General features: G+C 59.8%; 15 protein-coding genes. 4 read left to right on the forward strand and 11 right to left on the reverse strand.

Going from position 1 to position 16,883, the window contains the following annotated elements; translation table 11 throughout:
- Nucleotides 1–64: 64 nt before the first annotated feature.
- The 9 genes from hslU to ACSQ8V_RS00375 form a co-directional block, all read right to left on the reverse strand.
- On the reverse strand, nucleotides 65–1,408 hold the full coding sequence (hslU, locus tag ACSQ8V_RS00335) for an ATP-dependent protease ATPase subunit HslU (protein ID WP_436180535.1): 1,344 nt from the start codon (nucleotides 1,406–1,408) through the stop codon (nucleotides 65–67).
- Nucleotides 1,409–1,450: 42 nt separating this feature from the next.
- Complete coding sequence (gene hslV / locus ACSQ8V_RS00340; RefSeq protein WP_089166516.1) at nucleotides 1,451–1,987, reverse strand: ATP-dependent protease subunit HslV; 537 nt, start codon at nucleotides 1,985–1,987, stop codon at nucleotides 1,451–1,453.
- Nucleotides 1,988–2,394: 407 nt separating this feature from the next.
- Complete coding sequence (gene dksA / locus ACSQ8V_RS00345; protein WP_089166517.1) at nucleotides 2,395–2,814, reverse strand: RNA polymerase-binding protein DksA; 420 nt, start codon at nucleotides 2,812–2,814, stop codon at nucleotides 2,395–2,397.
- A gap of 768 nt (nucleotides 2,815–3,582) precedes the next feature.
- Nucleotides 3,583–4,662 (reverse strand): CobW family GTP-binding protein, encoded by a 1,080-nt coding sequence (locus ACSQ8V_RS00350; RefSeq protein ID WP_436180536.1) that lies wholly within the window; start codon nucleotides 4,660–4,662, stop codon nucleotides 3,583–3,585.
- A gap of 185 nt (nucleotides 4,663–4,847) precedes the next feature.
- Nucleotides 4,848–6,050 carry a class I SAM-dependent rRNA methyltransferase gene (locus ACSQ8V_RS00355; protein WP_436204569.1) on the reverse strand — a complete coding sequence of 401 codons (1,203 nt, stop codon included), beginning with the start codon at nucleotides 6,048–6,050 and terminating at the stop codon, nucleotides 4,848–4,850.
- 199 nt (nucleotides 6,051–6,249) lie between these two features.
- Nucleotides 6,250–7,170, reverse strand: coding sequence for a tyrosine recombinase XerC (gene xerC / locus ACSQ8V_RS00360; protein WP_213768929.1), 921 nt, complete (start codon nucleotides 7,168–7,170; stop codon nucleotides 6,250–6,252).
- A 1-nt stretch (nucleotide 7,171) separates the two neighbouring features.
- Nucleotides 7,172–7,891, reverse strand: coding sequence for a DUF484 family protein (locus ACSQ8V_RS00365; protein ID WP_436206565.1), 720 nt, complete (start codon nucleotides 7,889–7,891; stop codon nucleotides 7,172–7,174).
- A gap of 29 nt (nucleotides 7,892–7,920) precedes the next feature.
- Nucleotides 7,921–8,805, reverse strand: coding sequence for a diaminopimelate epimerase (gene dapF, locus ACSQ8V_RS00370; protein WP_436204570.1), 885 nt, complete (start codon nucleotides 8,803–8,805; stop codon nucleotides 7,921–7,923).
- A gap of 110 nt (nucleotides 8,806–8,915) precedes the next feature.
- Nucleotides 8,916–9,800 carry a lipid A biosynthesis lauroyl acyltransferase gene (locus ACSQ8V_RS00375; protein ID WP_436180540.1) on the reverse strand — a complete coding sequence of 295 codons (885 nt, stop codon included), beginning with the start codon at nucleotides 9,798–9,800 and terminating at the stop codon, nucleotides 8,916–8,918.
- Nucleotides 9,801–10,093: 293 nt separating this feature from the next.
- On the opposite strand from ACSQ8V_RS00375, the gene metK reads away from it, so the two are divergent.
- Together metK and ACSQ8V_RS00385 are read left to right on the forward strand one after the other, a co-directional pair.
- Complete coding sequence (metK, locus tag ACSQ8V_RS00380) at nucleotides 10,094–11,281, forward strand: methionine adenosyltransferase (RefSeq protein WP_213768932.1); 1,188 nt, start codon at nucleotides 10,094–10,096, stop codon at nucleotides 11,279–11,281.
- A 926-nt stretch (nucleotides 11,282–12,207) separates the two neighbouring features.
- The gene (locus ACSQ8V_RS00385; RefSeq protein WP_213768933.1) at nucleotides 12,208–12,972 is read left to right on the forward strand and encodes a phytanoyl-CoA dioxygenase family protein; all 765 of its coding nucleotides are present in this window, start codon (nucleotides 12,208–12,210) and stop codon (nucleotides 12,970–12,972) included.
- Between the two features lie 19 nt (nucleotides 12,973–12,991).
- On the opposite strand, the gene ACSQ8V_RS00390 is transcribed toward ACSQ8V_RS00385, so the two are convergent.
- Both ACSQ8V_RS00390 and ACSQ8V_RS00395 read right to left on the reverse strand, forming a co-directional pair.
- A complete protein-coding gene (locus tag ACSQ8V_RS00390) occupies nucleotides 12,992–13,195 on the reverse strand; it encodes a DUF3185 family protein (RefSeq protein ID WP_213768934.1) in 204 nt (67 codons plus the stop codon).
- A 33-nt stretch (nucleotides 13,196–13,228) separates the two neighbouring features.
- Nucleotides 13,229–14,059, reverse strand: a complete 831-nt coding sequence (locus tag ACSQ8V_RS00395) for a mechanosensitive ion channel family protein (protein WP_436204571.1) — start codon at nucleotides 14,057–14,059, stop codon at nucleotides 13,229–13,231.
- A 248-nt stretch (nucleotides 14,060–14,307) separates the two neighbouring features.
- On the opposite strand from ACSQ8V_RS00395, the gene mgrA reads away from it, so the two are divergent.
- Nucleotides 14,308–15,351 carry an L-glyceraldehyde 3-phosphate reductase gene (mgrA, locus tag ACSQ8V_RS00400; RefSeq protein ID WP_436204572.1) on the forward strand — a complete coding sequence of 348 codons (1,044 nt, stop codon included), beginning with the start codon at nucleotides 14,308–14,310 and terminating at the stop codon, nucleotides 15,349–15,351.
- 622 nt (nucleotides 15,352–15,973) lie between these two features.
- On the forward strand, nucleotides 15,974–16,744 hold the full coding sequence (locus ACSQ8V_RS00405) for a ferredoxin--NADP reductase (protein ID WP_213768937.1): 771 nt from the start codon (nucleotides 15,974–15,976) through the stop codon (nucleotides 16,742–16,744).
- Nucleotides 16,745–16,883 lie beyond the last annotated feature (139 nt).

Here is a 16,883-nt window from a genome sequence, read left to right on the forward strand (position 1 = left end):
GATTTCAGTCATTCGCTGAAATACGGAGCCGCCCTTTTTTTGCTAGATCGCCTGCTGGATTGCGTTACAGCACGTAGCGCGACAAATCTTCGTCTTCGGCTACGTCGTTTAACGCTTTATCGACGTAAGCCGCATCGATTTTCACCGGATGACCCGTGTGATTGCCCGCCGCGAACGACACTTCTTCAAGCAACTTTTCGATCACGGTATAGAGCCGACGCGCACCGATATTCTCGGTCTTCTCGTTCACTGAAAACGCAATCTCAGCCATCCGGCGAATACCGTCCGCGCTGAAATCCAGCTCGACGTCTTCCGTTGCCAGAAGTGCCGTGTACTGCTTCACGAGACTGGCGTCGGTGGTATTCAGAATGGATTCGAAATCCTCCACGGACAGCGAATCCAGCTCGACGCGAATCGGAAAACGCCCTTGCAGTTCGGGGATCAGATCGCTCGGCTTGGCCAGATGGAACGCACCGCTGGCGATAAACAGGATGTGATCGGTCTTGATCATCCCGTATTTCGTATTGATGGTAGTGCCTTCCACGAGCGGCAGGAGGTCGCGCTGCACGCCAGCCCGCGATACTTCCGCGCCACCCGTCTCGCTGCGCGAAGCGATCTTGTCGATCTCGTCCAGGAACACAATGCCGTTCTGCTCGACGTTCTGAATGGCCTTGGTCTTGACCTCGTCATCGTTCAGCAGCTTGCCGGCTTCTTCGTCGGTGAGCAGCTTCAGCGCGTCCTTGACCTTCACCTTGCGTTGCGTCTTCTTGCCGCCGCCGATATTCGCAAACATGGAACGGATCTGGTCGGTCATTTCCTCCATGCCCGGCGGCCCCATGATATCCATGGTCGCTTGCGGCGCTTCGATGTCGATCTCCACTTCCTTGTCGTCGAGCAGACCTTCTCGCAGACGCTTGCGGAACGTTTGACGCGTGCTGTTCGCGCTGTCGTCGTGCAACTCGGGCGTGCTGCCGAAACCAGCCGCCGGCCGGGCGCTTGGCAGCAGGATGTCCAGGATCCGGTCCTCGGCGCGATCGATCGCTCGCGAACGTACCTTGCGCATCTCGCTTTCACGCGTCTGCTTGACCGAAATTTCGATCAGGTCACGCACGATGCTGTCCACATCGCGACCCACGTAGCCGACCTCGGTGAACTTCGTTGCTTCGATCTTGATGAACGGTGCGTCGGCGAGTTTCGCGAGACGCCGCGCGATTTCCGTCTTGCCGACGCCGGTCGGTCCGATCATCAGGATGTTCTTCGGGGTGATTTCCTGGCGCAGCGGTTCGGCGACTTGCTGGCGGCGCCACCGGTTGCGCAGCGCCACGGCGACCGCTTTTTTCGCGCGGCCCTGGCCAATGATGTGTTTATCGAGTTCCGAGACGATCTCGGCGGGAGTCATGGTGGTCATCGTTGGTCCTTGTCCTGTGCTCGCGAACACGCGAAAGCGGTGTTACTCGATCGTCTCGATGACGCGATTGTGGTTCGTGTAAATGCACATATCGCCCGCGATTGTCAGTGCCTTTTCGACGATATCGCGCGGCGAGAGTTCGGTGTTTTCGGTGAGTGCCTGCGCTGCGGCCTGCGCATACGCACCGCCCGAACCGATCGCGCAAATGCCGTTTTCCGGATCGAGCACGTCGCCGTTACCCGTGATGACGAGCGTGGTTTGCGCGTCGGCGGCAATCAGCATGGCTTCCAGCCGACGCAGCATGCGGTCCGTGCGCCAGTCTTTCGCGAGTTCGACGGCGGCGCGTGTCAGGTTGCCCTGGTGTTTTTCCAGCTTGGCTTCGAAGCGGTCGAGGAGCGAAAACGCGTCGGCCGTGCCGCCCGCGAAACCGACCAGGACCTTGCCGCCATAGATGCGGCGCACTTTCTTCGCACCGCCTTTCATCACGATATTGCCGAGGGTGACCTGGCCGTCGCCACCGAGGGCGACCTTGTCGCCGCGTCGTACGGAGACGATGGTCGTGCCGTGAAACTGTTCCATGTGCATTCCTTTGAAAGCGGAGTGGGCGCGGCAGCCAGTTGACCGGTGTGCCGCCGCGCCGCCGGGGAATCCTTTGGGAGCATGAAGAGCCCGGACACGCTGCAGCATTGCGTTCGAACGGACTCTTGTAATGCCCACGCCGCGAAAGCGCGTCCAGTTTATTTTAGGGCGCGGCGGAATTTATCAAGGCGCTTCTTGCGGCATCTTGTGCGCGATGGCGTTGTGGACTTGCCCGTTCGTTGGAGCAAGCGCCGCCCGTTGCGAAAACGGCGCGCAAAAACACAAAAGGCACACGATTTTTCGTGTGCCTTTTGTGTTTTCAAGCGCCTTCTAATTTCTTCGAACCAAATCCCGGCCGGCAGGTTTCCCGCCGCAGCCAAGGCCGCAGCGTACGCTGCCGCGGCAGATCAGTCGCCGAACAGCTTCTGGCGCAGTTCGCGTCGTTCCTGCGCTTCGAGCGAGAGCGTCGCCGTCGGGCGCGCGATCAGGCGCGGAATGCCGATAGGCTCGCCCGTTTCCTCGCACCAGCCGTAGTCGCCGGACTCGATACGCGCAAGCGACTGCTGAACTTTCTTCAGCAGCTTGCGTTCGCGATCGCGCGTACGCAGTTCGAGCGCGTGTTCTTCCTCGATCGTCGCGCGATCAGCCGGGTCCGGAACGATGACGGTTTCCCGCAGGTTTTCCGTCGTCTGGCCCGCATTCTTGAGAATGTCGGCCTGCAACTGTTCCAGTCGGACCCTGAAGAACGCGAGTTGATCCTCGTTCATGTAGTCCTTGTCGGCCATCTTCTGGATTTCGTCTTCAGTCAACAATCGTTTCGTCGTCATCTGGCTTGCTTCTTCAATGTGGGGCGATGTCGTTCGCCATCTTCGCGGTCGCTCGCCGCGCTCGCCGCCGCCGTCGTCCGGATTACCCGCACTTCGGCGATACTCGCCAACAATTACTGCATGCACTTACTACGCTAAACGGGCTGCGACTCTCGCGGCGCTGGACGGCGCCACGCGGGGCCGATTTTATCTAGACCGCTGCATCTAGACAGATTCGTCTGTTTCGTCTGGGCTGATTTTCAAGCAATTCGACCGGTGCCCGATGTTCGGAACAACACCTTACCTTTCACTTCCACGCTTTCACCCGGTTTGCAATACAACGGTGAAATGTTGCTCGCGGCGCTGGCGGGAGCGCTTTTCAGACTCTTTTCAGCCGCACTTGCGCCGGGCTTTGTAGTAAAGGCTCGGCGGTGTACCGGCTTCTCCAGTGGGGCTGTATTGTAACTGAATCGCAAATGCGCACTACACCCAAGCAAAACACTGGCGCGATTCGTTCGTTATCTCAAAAATATAACGCGCTGACGTTTAAAAAGCGATGCTTCTTGGTGGGCGTGAACACATATTGCAACTACGTTCATCGCGAAAAAGCGCCGCCTCACGAAGGCGCAGCGATTTTAGCCTCGCTTAACGGCCGCAATGGTTGCGCTTCGGGAGAGAAATAGCGAGAACTGTGCCAAAAACGGAGGTTTTGGATTGAGCGGCGGCGCGAAGTCGCCGTGTGAGGGCCTCGCGTTTCGCCGGTTTCTTCGGTTTCTTTAATCTCTTGGATCAGACCAGGCAGGCGGTCAGCCCGTCGATGATCAAATCCTGCGGCAATTCAATCCCAATGAACACCATCTTGCTGTTCTTCTTTTCGATCGGTTGCCATTTCGCGGCAAGATCGCTGCCCATCATCTGATGCACGCCCTGGAACACGACCTTGCGATCGACGCCTTTCATATACAGCACGCCCTTGTAGCGCAGCAGGCGTTCGCCGTAGATCTGCAGGATACCGCCGAGGAAATCTTCGAGCCGGTTGGGATCGAAGGCGCGGTCGCTGCGGAATACAAACGACTTGATCTTGTCGTCGTGATGCGCGTGGTGGTGATTTGCGTGGCCATGCTCGTGGTCGTGGCTGTGATCGTGGCCGCAGGTGGCGTGGTCGTGATCGTCGTCGTGCGCATGGTCGTGCCCGGCGTGGTCGTGATCGTGATCGTCTTCCGCCAGGAAATCCGGATCGATTTCGAGCTTCGAGTTCAGGTTGAAGCCGCGCAGGTCGAAGATTTCCTTGATGTCAGCATCGCCGAAGTTCACGACTTTGATCGCAGCGCGCGGGTTCATGTGAACCAGACGGTGCTTGAGTGCGTCGAGCGTGGCGGCGTCGACCAGATCGGACTTCGTGATGAACAGGCGGTCCGCGAAACCTACCTGGCGCTGTACCACTTCGTGCTCGTCGAGCTGATGGTTGGCGTGCTTTGCATCGACCAGCGTGATGATTGCGTCGAGCAGGAATTCGTCGGCGATGGTGTTGTCCATGAAGAACGTCTGAGCGACCGGGCCGGGATTCGCGAGCCCGGTTGTCTCGATCACCACGCGATCGAAGTTCAGCGTGCCGGCCTTCTTGCGCTCGGCGAGATCTTCAAGCGCCCGCGCGAGGTCACCGCGAATCGTGCAGCAAATGCAGCCATTGCTCATCTGAATGATCTGCTCGTTCGTTTCCTGAACGAGGATCTCATTGTCGATATTTTCTTCGCCGAACTCGTTCTCGATCACGGCGATCTTCATGCCGTGCTTGTCGTTCAGGATGCGCTTAAGCAACGTGGTTTTGCCGCTGCCTAGAAAGCCGGTCAGGATGGTAACGGGAATCATGATGGTCGCCCTGTTCTTTAAAGTCGAAGGATCGTGCGGCATGTTTTCGAGCTACGAAGCGCGGTCTGAAACGCCTGCGCTACACCCAAAAACATGCGGTCGGTCGATTATTGAAACATATTTGTCAAGCGGACGCTCTGTGCTGCCCTGAATGCGCGCTGTCCGAAGCGCTCAACTATGGGCGATCACGCGATTTGCAACAATAGGCCTTTCAGGTATTCCCCTTCGGGAAACGCGGTTAAAAGCGGGTGATCGACCCCTGCGCCCAGGCGCTTCAGGATACGCGCGTCTACTTTTGCGTCGGCCGCGGCGCCTGCCACGATCTTTTGGAACAGATCGGCGTCAATGGCGCCCGAGCACGAGTAGGTAAACAGCAGGCCGCCCGGGCGCAACAGCTTGAATCCGGTCAGGTTGATGTCCTTGTATGCCCGCGCGGCGCGGTCCACGTGTTCCCGCGAAGGCGCGAACTTGGGCGGATCAAGCACGATCAGGTCGAAGCGCTCACCTTCCTCATGCAAGCGGCGCAAGGTCTTGAAGGCATCGGCGTCGAGCCATTCGGCGCGTTGCGGATCGAAACCATTCGCGATGACGTTTTGCCGGGCGAGGGCCAGCGCGTCGCCGGAGGAATCGATCGACACCACGCGTTTTGCCTCGCCTTTCAACGCCGCCAGCGAAAAACCGCCGGTATAGCAGAAGCAGTTGAGAACATCGCGGTCGCCGGCGTATTGACGCACGAGCGCGCGATTGTCGCGTTGGTCGATATAGAAGCCCGTTTTATGACCCCGTTCGACGTCGATGTGATACCGCACGCCGCCTTCGTTTGCTATCAGGGTGGCCGGAGGCGGATCGCCGGCCAGCACGCCGGTGATCTGTTCGAGCCCTTCCTTCTGCCGGATCGACACGTCCGAGCGTTCATACACGTTCGGGCAGCCGGTCGCGCCGATCAGCGCCTGCACGATCGCCTCTTTCCAGTGTTCCACGCCCGTCGCCATGAACTGGCAGACCAACTGGCCGCGCTGGCTTTCATCGTCCGCGATGTAGTAATCGACGATCAAGCCCGGCAGCCCGTCCGCCTCCCCGAAAATCAGCCGCGTGGCGCCGGTATCGCGCACCATCGACTGCCGGTGGGCGATCGCCCGTTGTACACGCCGCTTGAAAAACGCGTGATCGATGGGCTCGCTTTCGTCGAAACTCCAGACACGGGCGCGAATCTGCGAGACCGGGCTGTATGACGCGCGTGCCAGAAACCGGCCATCGTGGGCGCGGATCAGCACGGTCGCACCGGGCGCGGGCTTGCCTTCCACATGTTCGATCGCGCTTTCGTAGATCCATGGATGGCGGCGCGCAAGCGACTTGTCTTTCGCCGGTTTCAGCGTAATGGTGTTCATTCGGGTCTTCGGTGAAAGCGCTGACTGGACAGGGGAAGTGAACGCTGGGGAGGTTTCGGGCCGCGTTTTTGTTGCTGTTTCTGTTTCTATTGGCAGCGAGAGAATCTGGTGGTTACGCTCGTTACACGGGGAGTTGGCCACGTTTCCGGGCGCAGCGGCGCGTCCGTATCTTGTTGCTTGCACTTGCGGCCATGCCGGCTTAGTCGCGTTTTTTTGCGCGCGGATGCGTCTGGTCATAGACGCGAGCCAGATGCTGGAAATCGAGCGACGTATAAACCTGCGTGGCCGCGATACTCGCGTGGCCGAGCAGTTCCTGCACGGCCCGAAGATCGCCGCTGGATTGCAACACGTGCGTGGCGAACGAATGCCGCAACACGTGCGGATGCACATTCGATGGCACGCCGGCCAGCAACGCCATGCGTTTTACCCGATCACGCACCACGTTCGGCGACATCCGGTTGCCGCGCACCGACAGAAACAGCGCGTGCGGATCGTCTTTCACAAATTGCCCGCGCACTTCAATCCACGCGCGCAGCGCGGTGATCGCCTTGCTGCCCACGGGCACCGACCGCCGCCGGTTTCCCTTGCCGAGCACATTGACTTCGGTGCTGGCGAGGTCGAGCCAGCCGGCAGACAAATATCCTTCGGATTGCACGAAATGCACGTCCAGTCCGACCAGTTCGGCGAGCCGCAAGCCCGACGAATAGAACAGTTCGAGTATGGCGTGGTCCCGCAGCGCTTCCGGCGTGTCGGCCTGGGGGGCTTCCATCAGCGCGTTGGCGTCGTCGACAGAAAGCGCCTTGGGCAGGGACTTCGCGCGTTTCGGCGCGCGCACGGTCGCGACCGGATTGGCTTGCATTTCAACCTGCTCGGCAAGCCATCGATAAAACGCCCGCCAGGCCGATAACCGATGCGCAATTGAGCGCGCCGACAACCCGCCGCCATGAGCGCGCGCTACAGCGCCACGCATGTCGGTGGCGCTCAGCGATTCCAGCGCCCGGCCGTTGGCCAGCTTCTTCAGTTCGTCGAGTTCGTGCGTATAACCGCGCAACGTGTGGTCCGATAATCGCCGCTCGTGCTCGAGCATCGACAGATAGGCGGTTACCGGATCGTCGGTCATGTCAGTGGGGCAGCAAGCGGCTGAGCGCGGCGCTGGCAAGCGTGCCGATTTGCGTAAGAAAGTCGGTGGCCATGCCTTCGTGGAACCGGCGTGGATCGGGCGAACCCATGACCAGCAAGCCGAATACGGGGGCTTCAGGACCGGCGACCGGATCACGCAGCGTGAGCAGCGCGATGGATTCGGTGGTGTTGGCGGTATCGACGACACCATCCGTTGTAGCCGATGCCACCGAGACCGAACTCGCCGACGTCAGCCACTGGGCGGCCTCAAAGCCGGTATTCGGCCCGCAATACGGCGCGGCCAGACTGCTCGTGAAGGAGCGGACTTCTTCGCTGGTAGTCCGCGCGAATTCGGCTTGCGCGTAGGGCTCTGCGACATCCCACACGCGCAGCGCGGCTTGCGGCACCTCAAAGATTTCGCACAGGCCGGCGGGGATGGTTTTCGGCAGCGCGTGCGGATCGCGCTCGGACATGACCCGAATTGTCCATCGATGAAACTTCGCGGCGATGCTGTCGTTCTCATGTCCGTAACGAAGCAATTCGGCCAACCGGCGTTCGATCTGCTTGTTCTTGTCGCGCAGCATCTGCATCTGACGCTCTTGCAGCGACACCGCGGACTTGCCATGCGGATTGGACAGCCGGATCGAGCCCAGCAACTCGGCATGCTCGGCAAAGAAATCCGGATTGGCGATCAGGTAGTCGGCGACTTCACGTTCATTCATGGTATCGGGCAGCATCGGGTTCCTGACGGTCAGTCGGCGTTAGCGAGTTTGGCATCAAGCTCGATCTCGCCTTCGAATACGGTGGTGGCGGGGCCGGCCATGAAGAGCGGGGCCGCGGCATTGTGCGCGCCCTCCCAGGCGATGGTCAGCACGCCGCCGTGAGTCTGGACCTGCACCGGCGAGTCGAGCAGACCGCGCCGGATACCCGCTGCGACTGCCGCGCATGCGCCCGTGCCGCACGCCAGCGTTTCGCCCGCGCCACGTTCGAAAACGCGCAGCTTCACCGCGCTACGATTCACAATCTGCATGAATCCCGCGTTCACACGGTTCGGAAAGCGCGCGTGATGTTCGATCACCGGTCCCTCGGTCAGCACCGGTGCATTTTCAACGTCGGCCACGATCTGTACGGCGTGCGGATTACCCATCGACACCACGGAGACCCAGCGTGTTTCACCGTGTACGTCGAGCGGCCAGAGCGTGTCGGCGCCTTCGGTGCGGCCTTGCAAGCCTTTCGCGTCGAACGGCACCAAAGCAGGTTCGAACTCCGGACGGCCCATGTCCACCACCACGTCGCCGTTCTCCTGCATGGTCAGCACGATCACGCCGTGATGTACTTGTACCCGAACGCTCGTCTTGCTGGTAAGGCCCCGGTCGCGCACAAACTTTACAAAGCAGCGCGCGCCGTTGCCGCAATGCTCCACTTCGCCGCCGTCGCAATTGAAGATGCGGTATTTGAAATCAACGCCTTCAATGTCCGGTTTTTCGACCAGCAGCAACTGATCTGCGCCGACGCCGAAATGCCGGTCCGCGAGCGCGCGCACCTGGGCTCCGTTCAGCGAGAGCGGTTTGGAGTAGCCGTCGAGCACGACAAAGTCGTTGCCCGCGCCGTGCATTTTGGTGAATTCGAGTTTCATGACGCTATTGTAAGTGACGCGCAGCAAGGGCATGCACTAGACCGAATGGGGGATGAGCCCGATCAGGTGTGGCAATCCCGCATTGTTTCCAGGAGACTGGTACTCGCCGGTCAATAAAAGCCCGGCTCGCCTGGCGGTCGCGTCTTGAAGCGCTTGTGCACCCAGTAATACTGCTCGGGCATCAGCCGGACCTGTTCTTCGAGGAATGCGTTCATGCGGCGGGCGTCGGCTGCGTCGTCGCCGGTCGGGTAGTTGTCCCAGGGCTTGAACACCCGCAGCCGGTATCCCTTGTAGTTCGGCAGCACTTCGCCCACGAACGGCATGATTTGCGCATGTCCGGTCTTGGCCAGGCGGCCGACCGCTGTCAGCGTGCACGCCTGGACACCGAAGAACGGCACGAAAGTGGAGTTGCGCATGCCGTAGTCCATGTCGGCTCCAAGCATGACGGGTTTGCGATCCCGCAACCAGCGCAGCACGATCCGCGCGCTGTCGGCGCGACTCGCCATCTCGGCGTCGAAACGGCCGCGCTGCTTCTTGGCTATCTCGTCGAGCGCTTTGTTCGACATCGGCTGATACAGCGATCCGCAGGTCCTGTGCAACGAGTAGTTGATCCACACCGAAGCCGCCTCGATCGCGACGAAGTGAAAGCCGAGCAACAACGTGGGCGGCATGTCGGGATCGAGGAGATCGACTTCGCTGTCCACCTGGATGAGCTTGGCGAGCTTTTCCGCCGAGCCGAACCACTGCACGCTGCGCTCCACGTAACTGCGGATCGCGTGCCGGAAATGCTTCTGAGCGACCTCTTCCCGGCGCTCGGGTGGCCACTCGGGGAAACACAGGCTGAGATTGATATGCACAATCCGTTTCCTGTGGCTCGGGACTTGATAAAGCAGCCAGCCGAGACCGTCGCCGAAACGTGCGGTGATGCCGTAGGGAATGAGGGCGAGCAGCTTCAGGAAGCCCACCGCGAGCGCGACGCCAATTCGACCTAACATGTGACGCTCCCATGGGTCCGGAAGGTGGGGTTTCGACTTTGCCGGGGAGCGTTCCGGGCATGACGCGGGTGAGGGTATTTCTGGGATGGCAGCAAACGTTCGGCTCTGTGACAAAAGTGAGAAGCCGCTATAATAAAACCTTCGCCGAGTTAATGGACAACTTGCGGGGCGAAGCTGGATAGCGCTTAACGGCGCTTTCCGGACCATGTTTTCCGCTAAAGCGTCGCCGCTTCAGACTCCAAACGAAGTCGGCTACGTGAACAACTTACCCGTACTCAAATGGAGTCTGAAGCGTGTCAAACAATTACTTCTTTACCTCTGAATCCGTCTCCGAAGGCCACCCGGACAAGGTAGCCGACCAGATCTCCGACGCCATCCTCGACGCCATCCTGGCGCAGGACAAGTATTCGCGCGTCGCGGCAGAAACCCTCTGCAACACGGGTCTCGTCGTTCTGGCGGGCGAAATCACCACGCAGGCGAACGTCGACTACATTCAGGTCGCGCGTGACACCATCAAGCGTATCGGCTACGACAATACGGAATACGGCATCGACTATCGCGGTTGCGCAGTGCTCGTCGCGTATGACAAGCAGTCGCGGGACATTGCGCAAGGCGTGGATGCCGCCCATGACGACAACCTCGATCAAGGCGCCGGCGACCAAGGCCTGATGTTCGGCTACGCATGCGACGAAACCCCCGAACTGATGCCGCTGCCTATTCACCTGGCGCACCGCCTGGTCGAGCGTCAGGCGAATCTGCGTCGCGACGGCCGTCTGAACTGGCTGCGTCCGGACGCGAAGTCCCAGGTGACCGTGCGTTATGTCGATGGCAAGGCGCACAGCATCGACACCGTCGTGCTGTCCACGCAACATGCGCCGGACATCGAACTGAAGGCGCTGCGTGAAGCCGTGATCGAAGAGATCATCAAGCCGGTCCTGCCGGCCGAGCTGATCAAGGGCGACATCAAGTTCCTGGTCAATCCGACCGGACGTTTCGTGATCGGTGGTCCGCAAGGCGATTGCGGATTGACGGGTCGCAAGATCATCGTCGACACATACGGCGGCGCGGCACCTCATGGCGGCGGCGCGTTCTCGGGCAAGGACCCGTCGAAGGTCGATCGCTCGGCAGCGTATGCGGGCCGTTATGTCGCGAAGAACATTGTCGCGGCAGGGCTGGCTTCGCGTTGCCTGATCCAGGTGTCCTACGCAATCGGCGTGGCGCGCCCGACGTCGGTCATGGTCAACACGTTCGGCACGGGCCGCGTGTCGGATGCAAGGATCCAGGAACTCGTGCTCGAGCATTTTGACCTGCGTCCGAAGGGCATCATCCAGATGCTCGACCTGCTGCGTCCTATCTATGAGAAGTCGGCAGCGTATGGCCACTTCGGCCGTGAAGAGCCGGAATTCTCGTGGGAAGCCACGGACAAGGCGCTCCTGCTGGCGGAAGCCGCCGGTATCGAACCGGTTGCTGAAACGGCCTGAGTTCCTGGTTTGAGTGTGTAAAAAAAGCCCGCTGAGCATTACGCTTAAGCGGGCTTTTTTGTGATGGCGCTGCCGTCGCGACCCTATCCCGGCGATTTCAGCCGCAGGCGCAACGGTCTGCTTCGTCCGAGGCCCACAGCGGCAAAACGGCACACGCGTGAAGAAAGCCGGGTCTGGATTTCGGCTTCGCGTTGTCAGGAATAATTAGCGAGCAACAAACGCAAACCATTCATCGCTGGTCGAAAGCCTGCGCGGACGGCGGCTTGTCGTATTAATTACACCGGGCGCCAATTTCAATTTCGCCACGGGCGGGCGTAATTGCGCTGGTTTTCGCAATAGCGCTTTAAATGCAGCCTGCCGCGATGCTGCCCTTAATCGCAGATTCGAAAAAAATCCGTGAAACCAGGAGCGAATGCCATCGACAGGATGGGTATTCCTGAATTGTCCTGCGAGCAATTGAGTGCGCGCGGAATGATGGCGTAAGGCCCGGACAACGCTGCGTCCGGCAGGACGTGCAGCGCGGACGGCGGCACGGGTAAGACGATTCGTGAAACGGATATTCATGGATTTCACAGGCTCGGGTTCGCAATGGCTGCAACCCGACATTAGTCGGATCAAAAAAAGCGTTCAACAGTTTGAACGATTGAACACAATAAAAGTTGCGAGCTTGAAGCGCGCACTTATTTAATAGATTTTCATCGAAAGGGATTTTCGATGGGCTCTCTCAATGCACGTCGGCAGGTTATAGAAGAAATGTTACTGCCGGAAGTCGGCATTTTCCCGCACGGGTGTTCGACGGTCGGAAAGCCGCAGGATGGAACGCTGGACGGCCCCGGCGATTTACAATCGATGTATTCGCCCTAATTAGCCGGTTTTCTTACAGTCTGATGAAGCCAGCCGGCCAGATGCTTTCCCTGTGAGTCGATATGCCGAATCAATCAAAGTTGGAACAAGTCCGCGCGTTGCGTGAGAACGGCTACGTGGTGGTGCCCGGCCTTGTCACGCCGGAGCGCTGCGAGGCCATGCGTAACGTAGCGCGGCAGCAGTTGGTGGAAGCGGCGGCGCCGGTGGAGTTCGAAGCCGACCTGCAATATCCCGGCGCGCCGAATTCGAAAGACGCGCCCGGCGGCCATACCGTGCGACGCTTGCTCGACGCATACGGTCGCGATCCACGATTCGCCGCCTGGGCCACGTCGCCCGACGTGCGCGGCTGGATGGAGGTGTATTTTGGCGAGACGCCGACGCTTTCCCGCGCGCATCACAACTGCGTGATGACGAAACATCCGGCTTACGGCAGCCTGACCGGCTGGCATCGCGACGTGCGTTACTGGAATTTCGAGCGTGATGACCTGGTGTCCGCGTGGGTTGCGCTGGGTAACGAGACGGTCGAAAACGGCGGGTTGTGGTTCGTGCCGATGTCGCACAAGTTGCCGTTCACGTCCGAACGTTTCGATCAAGCCAAGTTCTTCCGTTCCGACCTGCCTGAGAACGAAGTGCTGATTCGCAGCGCGGTATCGCCGAAACTGAATGCTGGCGACGTCGTGTTCTTCCACTGCAACACGCTGCATTCGGCCGGCAAGAATCTCACCGATCAGGTGAAATTCTCGCTGGTCTACACCTATCGTGGCGCCAGCAACTTGCCGTTGCCGGGAACACGGTCGGCGTCGATGGAAGACGTGCCGCTTATTTGACGCTTGACGCCTGAACGCGTCAGCGCCTGGACGGGATTGCCAGGCCGATCAACCCGGCCAGCATGGCAACCGCGCCGCCCGCGATCAACCAGATCGTCTTGTTTGTCGGCGAGCCGGTGAAGAAGCGCGAGACGTCGTTGCTTAGCGAATGGAACGACTGGCCGCCGAAATACAGCAGCACGACGCCGCCTACGATCAGTGCAATGGAAATCGCCTTGGTCATGAAAATCTCTTCAATGTGCGGGCGGCAAGCTTATTAGGCCTTGGCCGGATCGTCCAGCGCCGCGGCAGCTTGTTGAGGCTCAGGCGGCTTGATGCCCGGCTTGATCTGACGCAGCAAGTCGGCCTGCACGTTCGCGTAATCGGTCCGGTTCGTCCAGACGGCGACGTTCAGTTTCACGCCGGTATCGGTGTAGTCGGAGACGGCGATCCACGGTTTGGTCGTGTCGTCGTTGATGATGCGCGGATCGGTTTCCACAATCCTATGTATCGACGCCAGCGATTCCTCGATATTTTGATCTTCCGGAATGATCACGTTCAGCACCACTCGGCGGCGGTCGTTCGCGGTGAAATTGGTGACCGGGTTCGCCCAGATCGAGCTGTTCGGCACGAACATGATGATGCCGTCGCTTTTGGTCAGACGGGTGGTGAACAGGCCGATTTCGTTCACGGTCCCGGCGGTCGTGCCGGCGCCTTCAATGTAGTCGCCGACCTTGAACGGCCGTAGTAGCAACAGCATCAAACCGGCTGCAATGTTCTGCAACGTGCCTTGCAATGCGAGGCCGATAGCCAGTCCGGCCGCGCCAAGCACCGTCAGGATGCTGGCCGCCGCGACGCCGAATTTGCCCAGCGCCGCAACAATGGCGACCACCCGGATCGCCCATTGCACCAGGCTTGCCATGACGGGCGTGAACGTGGCGTCCGCGTTCGTGCGGCCGAGCGCACGTTTCACCGCACTCGCCACACGGTTCGATACCCACCAGCCAACCAGCAAAATCAGTACAGCCATCAGTACGTTGAATCCGTACGTTACGCCTGCCGTCAATAAGAAATCGTAGGCAGGGCGTAGTTTGTCCAGCGGGTCCATGAAACTTCTCCTCATTCGAATGAACAGGGTTGGGCTGGGTCCGCCCCCTAATCGTTCCCCATGCTGGCCATTTGGTCAGGTCCCGAATATCGGGATAGCCTTGAAGTCTTTCAGGTCAAGCCTGACGCGAATCCGCGCGATTCGCTAACATGACGGACTCAGTGCACGTCAGACGACATGTCCCGCGCGATTGTTGCTTGCCCTGTGCTTACCCCCATTGTCCCTTCACCAATTTCGAGGATTCCGTCATGGCTTACGAAGCAGCTTCCGAACGCTATTCGCAGATGGCTTACCGCACCTGTGGCAAGAGCGGCCTGAAGTTGCCGGCGTTGTCGCTGGGTCTTTGGCACAACTTCGGCGACACCACGCCGATCTCCACGCAGCGCGAGATCCTGCGCACCGCGTTCGATCTCGGCATTACGCACTTCGATCTCGCGAACAACTACGGCCCGCCGTATGGCAGCGCAGAGACGAATTTCGGACGTCTGTTCAAAGATGATTTCAAGCCCTACCGCGACGAATTGCTGATTTCGTCGAAGGCGGGGTGGGACATGTGGCCGGGGCCGTACGGCCAGGGCGGCGGATCGCGGAAATACGTGCTGGCGTCGCTTGATCAGAGCTTGCAGCGCATGGGCCTGGATTACGTCGATATCTTCTACTCGCATCGTTTCGATGCCGACACGCCGCTCGAAGAAACCGCCGGTGCGCTCGCGACCGCCGTGCATTCGGGCAAGGCGCTGTACGTGGGCATTTCGTCGTATTCGTCGGCTAAAACGCGCGAGATGGCGAAGCTGCTGGCCGAGCATAAAGTGCCGCTGCTGATTCATCAGCCGTCGTACAACATGCTGAACCGCTGGATCGAGGAAGATCTGCTCGATACGCTCGACGACGTGGGGGCGGGCAGTATCGCGTTCACACCGCTGGCGCAAGGGCTGCTGACGGGCAAATACCTGAACGGCATTCCCGCCGATGCGCGCGTCAACAAGCCGGGCGGCGGGTCGCTGAAGCAGGAGCATTTGAGCGGGAAGAATATCGAGCACGTGCGCAAGCTCAACGAACTCGCCCAGCGGCGCGGTCAAAGCCTCGCGCAAATGGCGCTGGCGTGGGCGTTGCGCGGCGGGCGCGTGACGTCGGTGCTGATCGGCGCGAGCCGTCCGGAACAAGTGACGGAGAACGTCGGCGCATTGAAGAACCTGGAGTTTTCGACGGAAGAACTCGCCGAAATCGATCAGCACGCGACCGAAGGCGGGATCAACCTGTGGGAAAAGCCATCGACGGATCAGCGGGTCTGAATCCGCACCGATGAGCATAAGGGGCGCGGTTATCGCTGCGTTCCCTGACGCTTGATCGAAGCCGCAACGTTCCTTCGATATCGACGGCCGGCGCGGCGTTGTCTGCAACGTCAAGGCGAACACCGGCTGGCAATGCCGGTGCCGGCGCCGACTGTCTTTTCGCCGCGCAAAAAACCAGCTTGACGGCAGCAGGGCCTTTGCCTTGCTGCCCGCACGGGTTGTTATCATGCGGACTCCGGAACGCTTGCTTCGTCTTCGTTTGCGATCAAGTTCGTTGTCCGACTTTTATGCCCTAAGCGTGGCGTCCGGACGAGCCGGCGGCGGCTGGTCATTCCTGCGCCGCGTGTCGAAAGAGCGCGCTTCAAACCCAGAAATCGCGTGTGCGGTAAAATAACCGATTACGCATGAGGCAAGCGGGAATGCGGAACATTCGCTCCGAACGCGCGGGTCTTCGCCGTTATCGGCCTGGTTCTCGCATGTCGCCGGAAATTCCGCTTTAGCATCACGCATTGCTTTCGTCGCGCCTTCGAGGTGTTGTCGCCGGAATCGAGCCCGAGTTAGCCAACAACGGCCGCCGGAACGCACTGCTGCGCCGCCCTGATTCCGCACTATCCATGAAGCCATGAGCAACCTTAATCCTCAAACCGTTCTAAGCGTCCATCACTGGACCGACACGCTGTTCAGCTTCACTTGCACGCGCGATTCCGCGTTCCGTTTCGAAAACGGCCAGTTCACCATGGTCGGCCTGGAAGTCGATGGCAAGCCGCTGCTCCGCGCTTATAGCCTGGCGAGCGCGAATTACGAAGAGCACCTCGAATTTCTCAGCATCAAGGTGCAGGACGGTCCGCTGACATCGCGTCTTCAGCATTTGAAGGTCGGCGATCCGGTGTTGATCGGCAAGAAGCCGGTGGGTACGCTCATCGCCGACAATCTGCTGCCCGGCAAGACGCTGTGGCTGTTGTCGACGGGCACGGGCCTGGCGCCGTTCATGTCGATCATCAAGGACCCGGACGTCTACGATCGTTTCGACAAGATCGTGCTCACGCACACCTGCCGTTTCGTCGATGAACTCGCGTACAAGGATTTCATCACCGATCACCTTCCGGCGCACGAGCATCTGGGCGAGCTGATCCAGGAAAAGCTGGTGTATTACCCGACGGTGACTCGCGAAGAGTTTGCCAATCGCGGCCGGATCACTGACCTGATCGAAACGAAGAAGCTGTTCGCCGATCTGGACGTGGCGCCCTTCTCCGTGGAAAACGATCGCGTCATGCTTTGCGGCAGCCCGCACATGCTGCGCGACACGCGTCAGATTCTCGATGAAATGGGCTTCCAGGAAGGCAGCAACAATCATCCGGGACATTACGTCGTGGAGAAGGCCTTCGTCGGCTGAACCCGGCGTTGCTGGCGTGCTGGAAAACAAAAACCGAAGCCCTTCCTTGTGCTTCGGTTTTTTCATTTGGGCGGTCGATCAACCAATCGCGGTATGCAATTCCGCGTTGCGACAAGATGTCCTAAAAAGTGGCTTTTAC

It is taken from the genome of Caballeronia sp. LjRoot31, from assembly GCF_964253885.1.
GTDB lineage: Bacteria > Pseudomonadota > Gammaproteobacteria > Burkholderiales > Burkholderiaceae > Caballeronia.

Coding starts and splice junctions, on each gene's coding strand:
- ACSQ8V_RS00355 (WP_436204569.1), bottom strand. CDS start 6,050: ATGAACACCATTACGCTGAAACCGGCGAAAGACAAGTCGCTTGCGCGC.
- ACSQ8V_RS00405 (WP_213768937.1), top strand. CDS start 15,974: ATGAGCAACCTTAATCCTCAAACCGTTCTAAGCGTCCATCACTGGACC.
- ACSQ8V_RS00395 (WP_436204571.1), bottom strand. CDS start 14,059: ATGGACCCGCTGGACAAACTACGCCCTGCCTACGATTTCTTATTGACG.
- hslU (WP_436180535.1), bottom strand. CDS start 1,408: ATGACCACCATGACTCCCGCCGAGATCGTCTCGGAACTCGATAAACAC.
- ACSQ8V_RS00385 (WP_213768933.1), top strand. CDS start 12,208: ATGCCGAATCAATCAAAGTTGGAACAAGTCCGCGCGTTGCGTGAGAAC.
- xerC (WP_213768929.1), bottom strand. CDS start 7,170: ATGACCGACGATCCGGTAACCGCCTATCTGTCGATGCTCGAGCACGAG.
- ACSQ8V_RS00375 (WP_436180540.1), bottom strand. CDS start 9,800: ATGTTAGGTCGAATTGGCGTCGCGCTCGCGGTGGGCTTCCTGAAGCTG.
- ACSQ8V_RS00350 (WP_436180536.1), bottom strand. CDS start 4,662: ATGATTCCCGTTACCATCCTGACCGGCTTTCTAGGCAGCGGCAAAACC.
- ACSQ8V_RS00365 (WP_436206565.1), bottom strand. CDS start 7,891: ATGAATGAACGTGAAGTCGCCGACTACCTGATCGCCAATCCGGATTTC.
- dksA (WP_089166517.1), bottom strand. CDS start 2,814: ATGACGACGAAACGATTGTTGACTGAAGACGAAATCCAGAAGATGGCC.
- hslV (WP_089166516.1), bottom strand. CDS start 1,987: ATGGAACAGTTTCACGGCACGACCATCGTCTCCGTACGACGCGGCGAC.
- dapF (WP_436204570.1), bottom strand. CDS start 8,805: ATGAAACTCGAATTCACCAAAATGCACGGCGCGGGCAACGACTTTGTC.
- mgrA (WP_436204572.1), top strand. CDS start 14,308: ATGGCTTACGAAGCAGCTTCCGAACGCTATTCGCAGATGGCTTACCGC.
- ACSQ8V_RS00390 (WP_213768934.1), bottom strand. CDS start 13,195: ATGACCAAGGCGATTTCCATTGCACTGATCGTAGGCGGCGTCGTGCTG.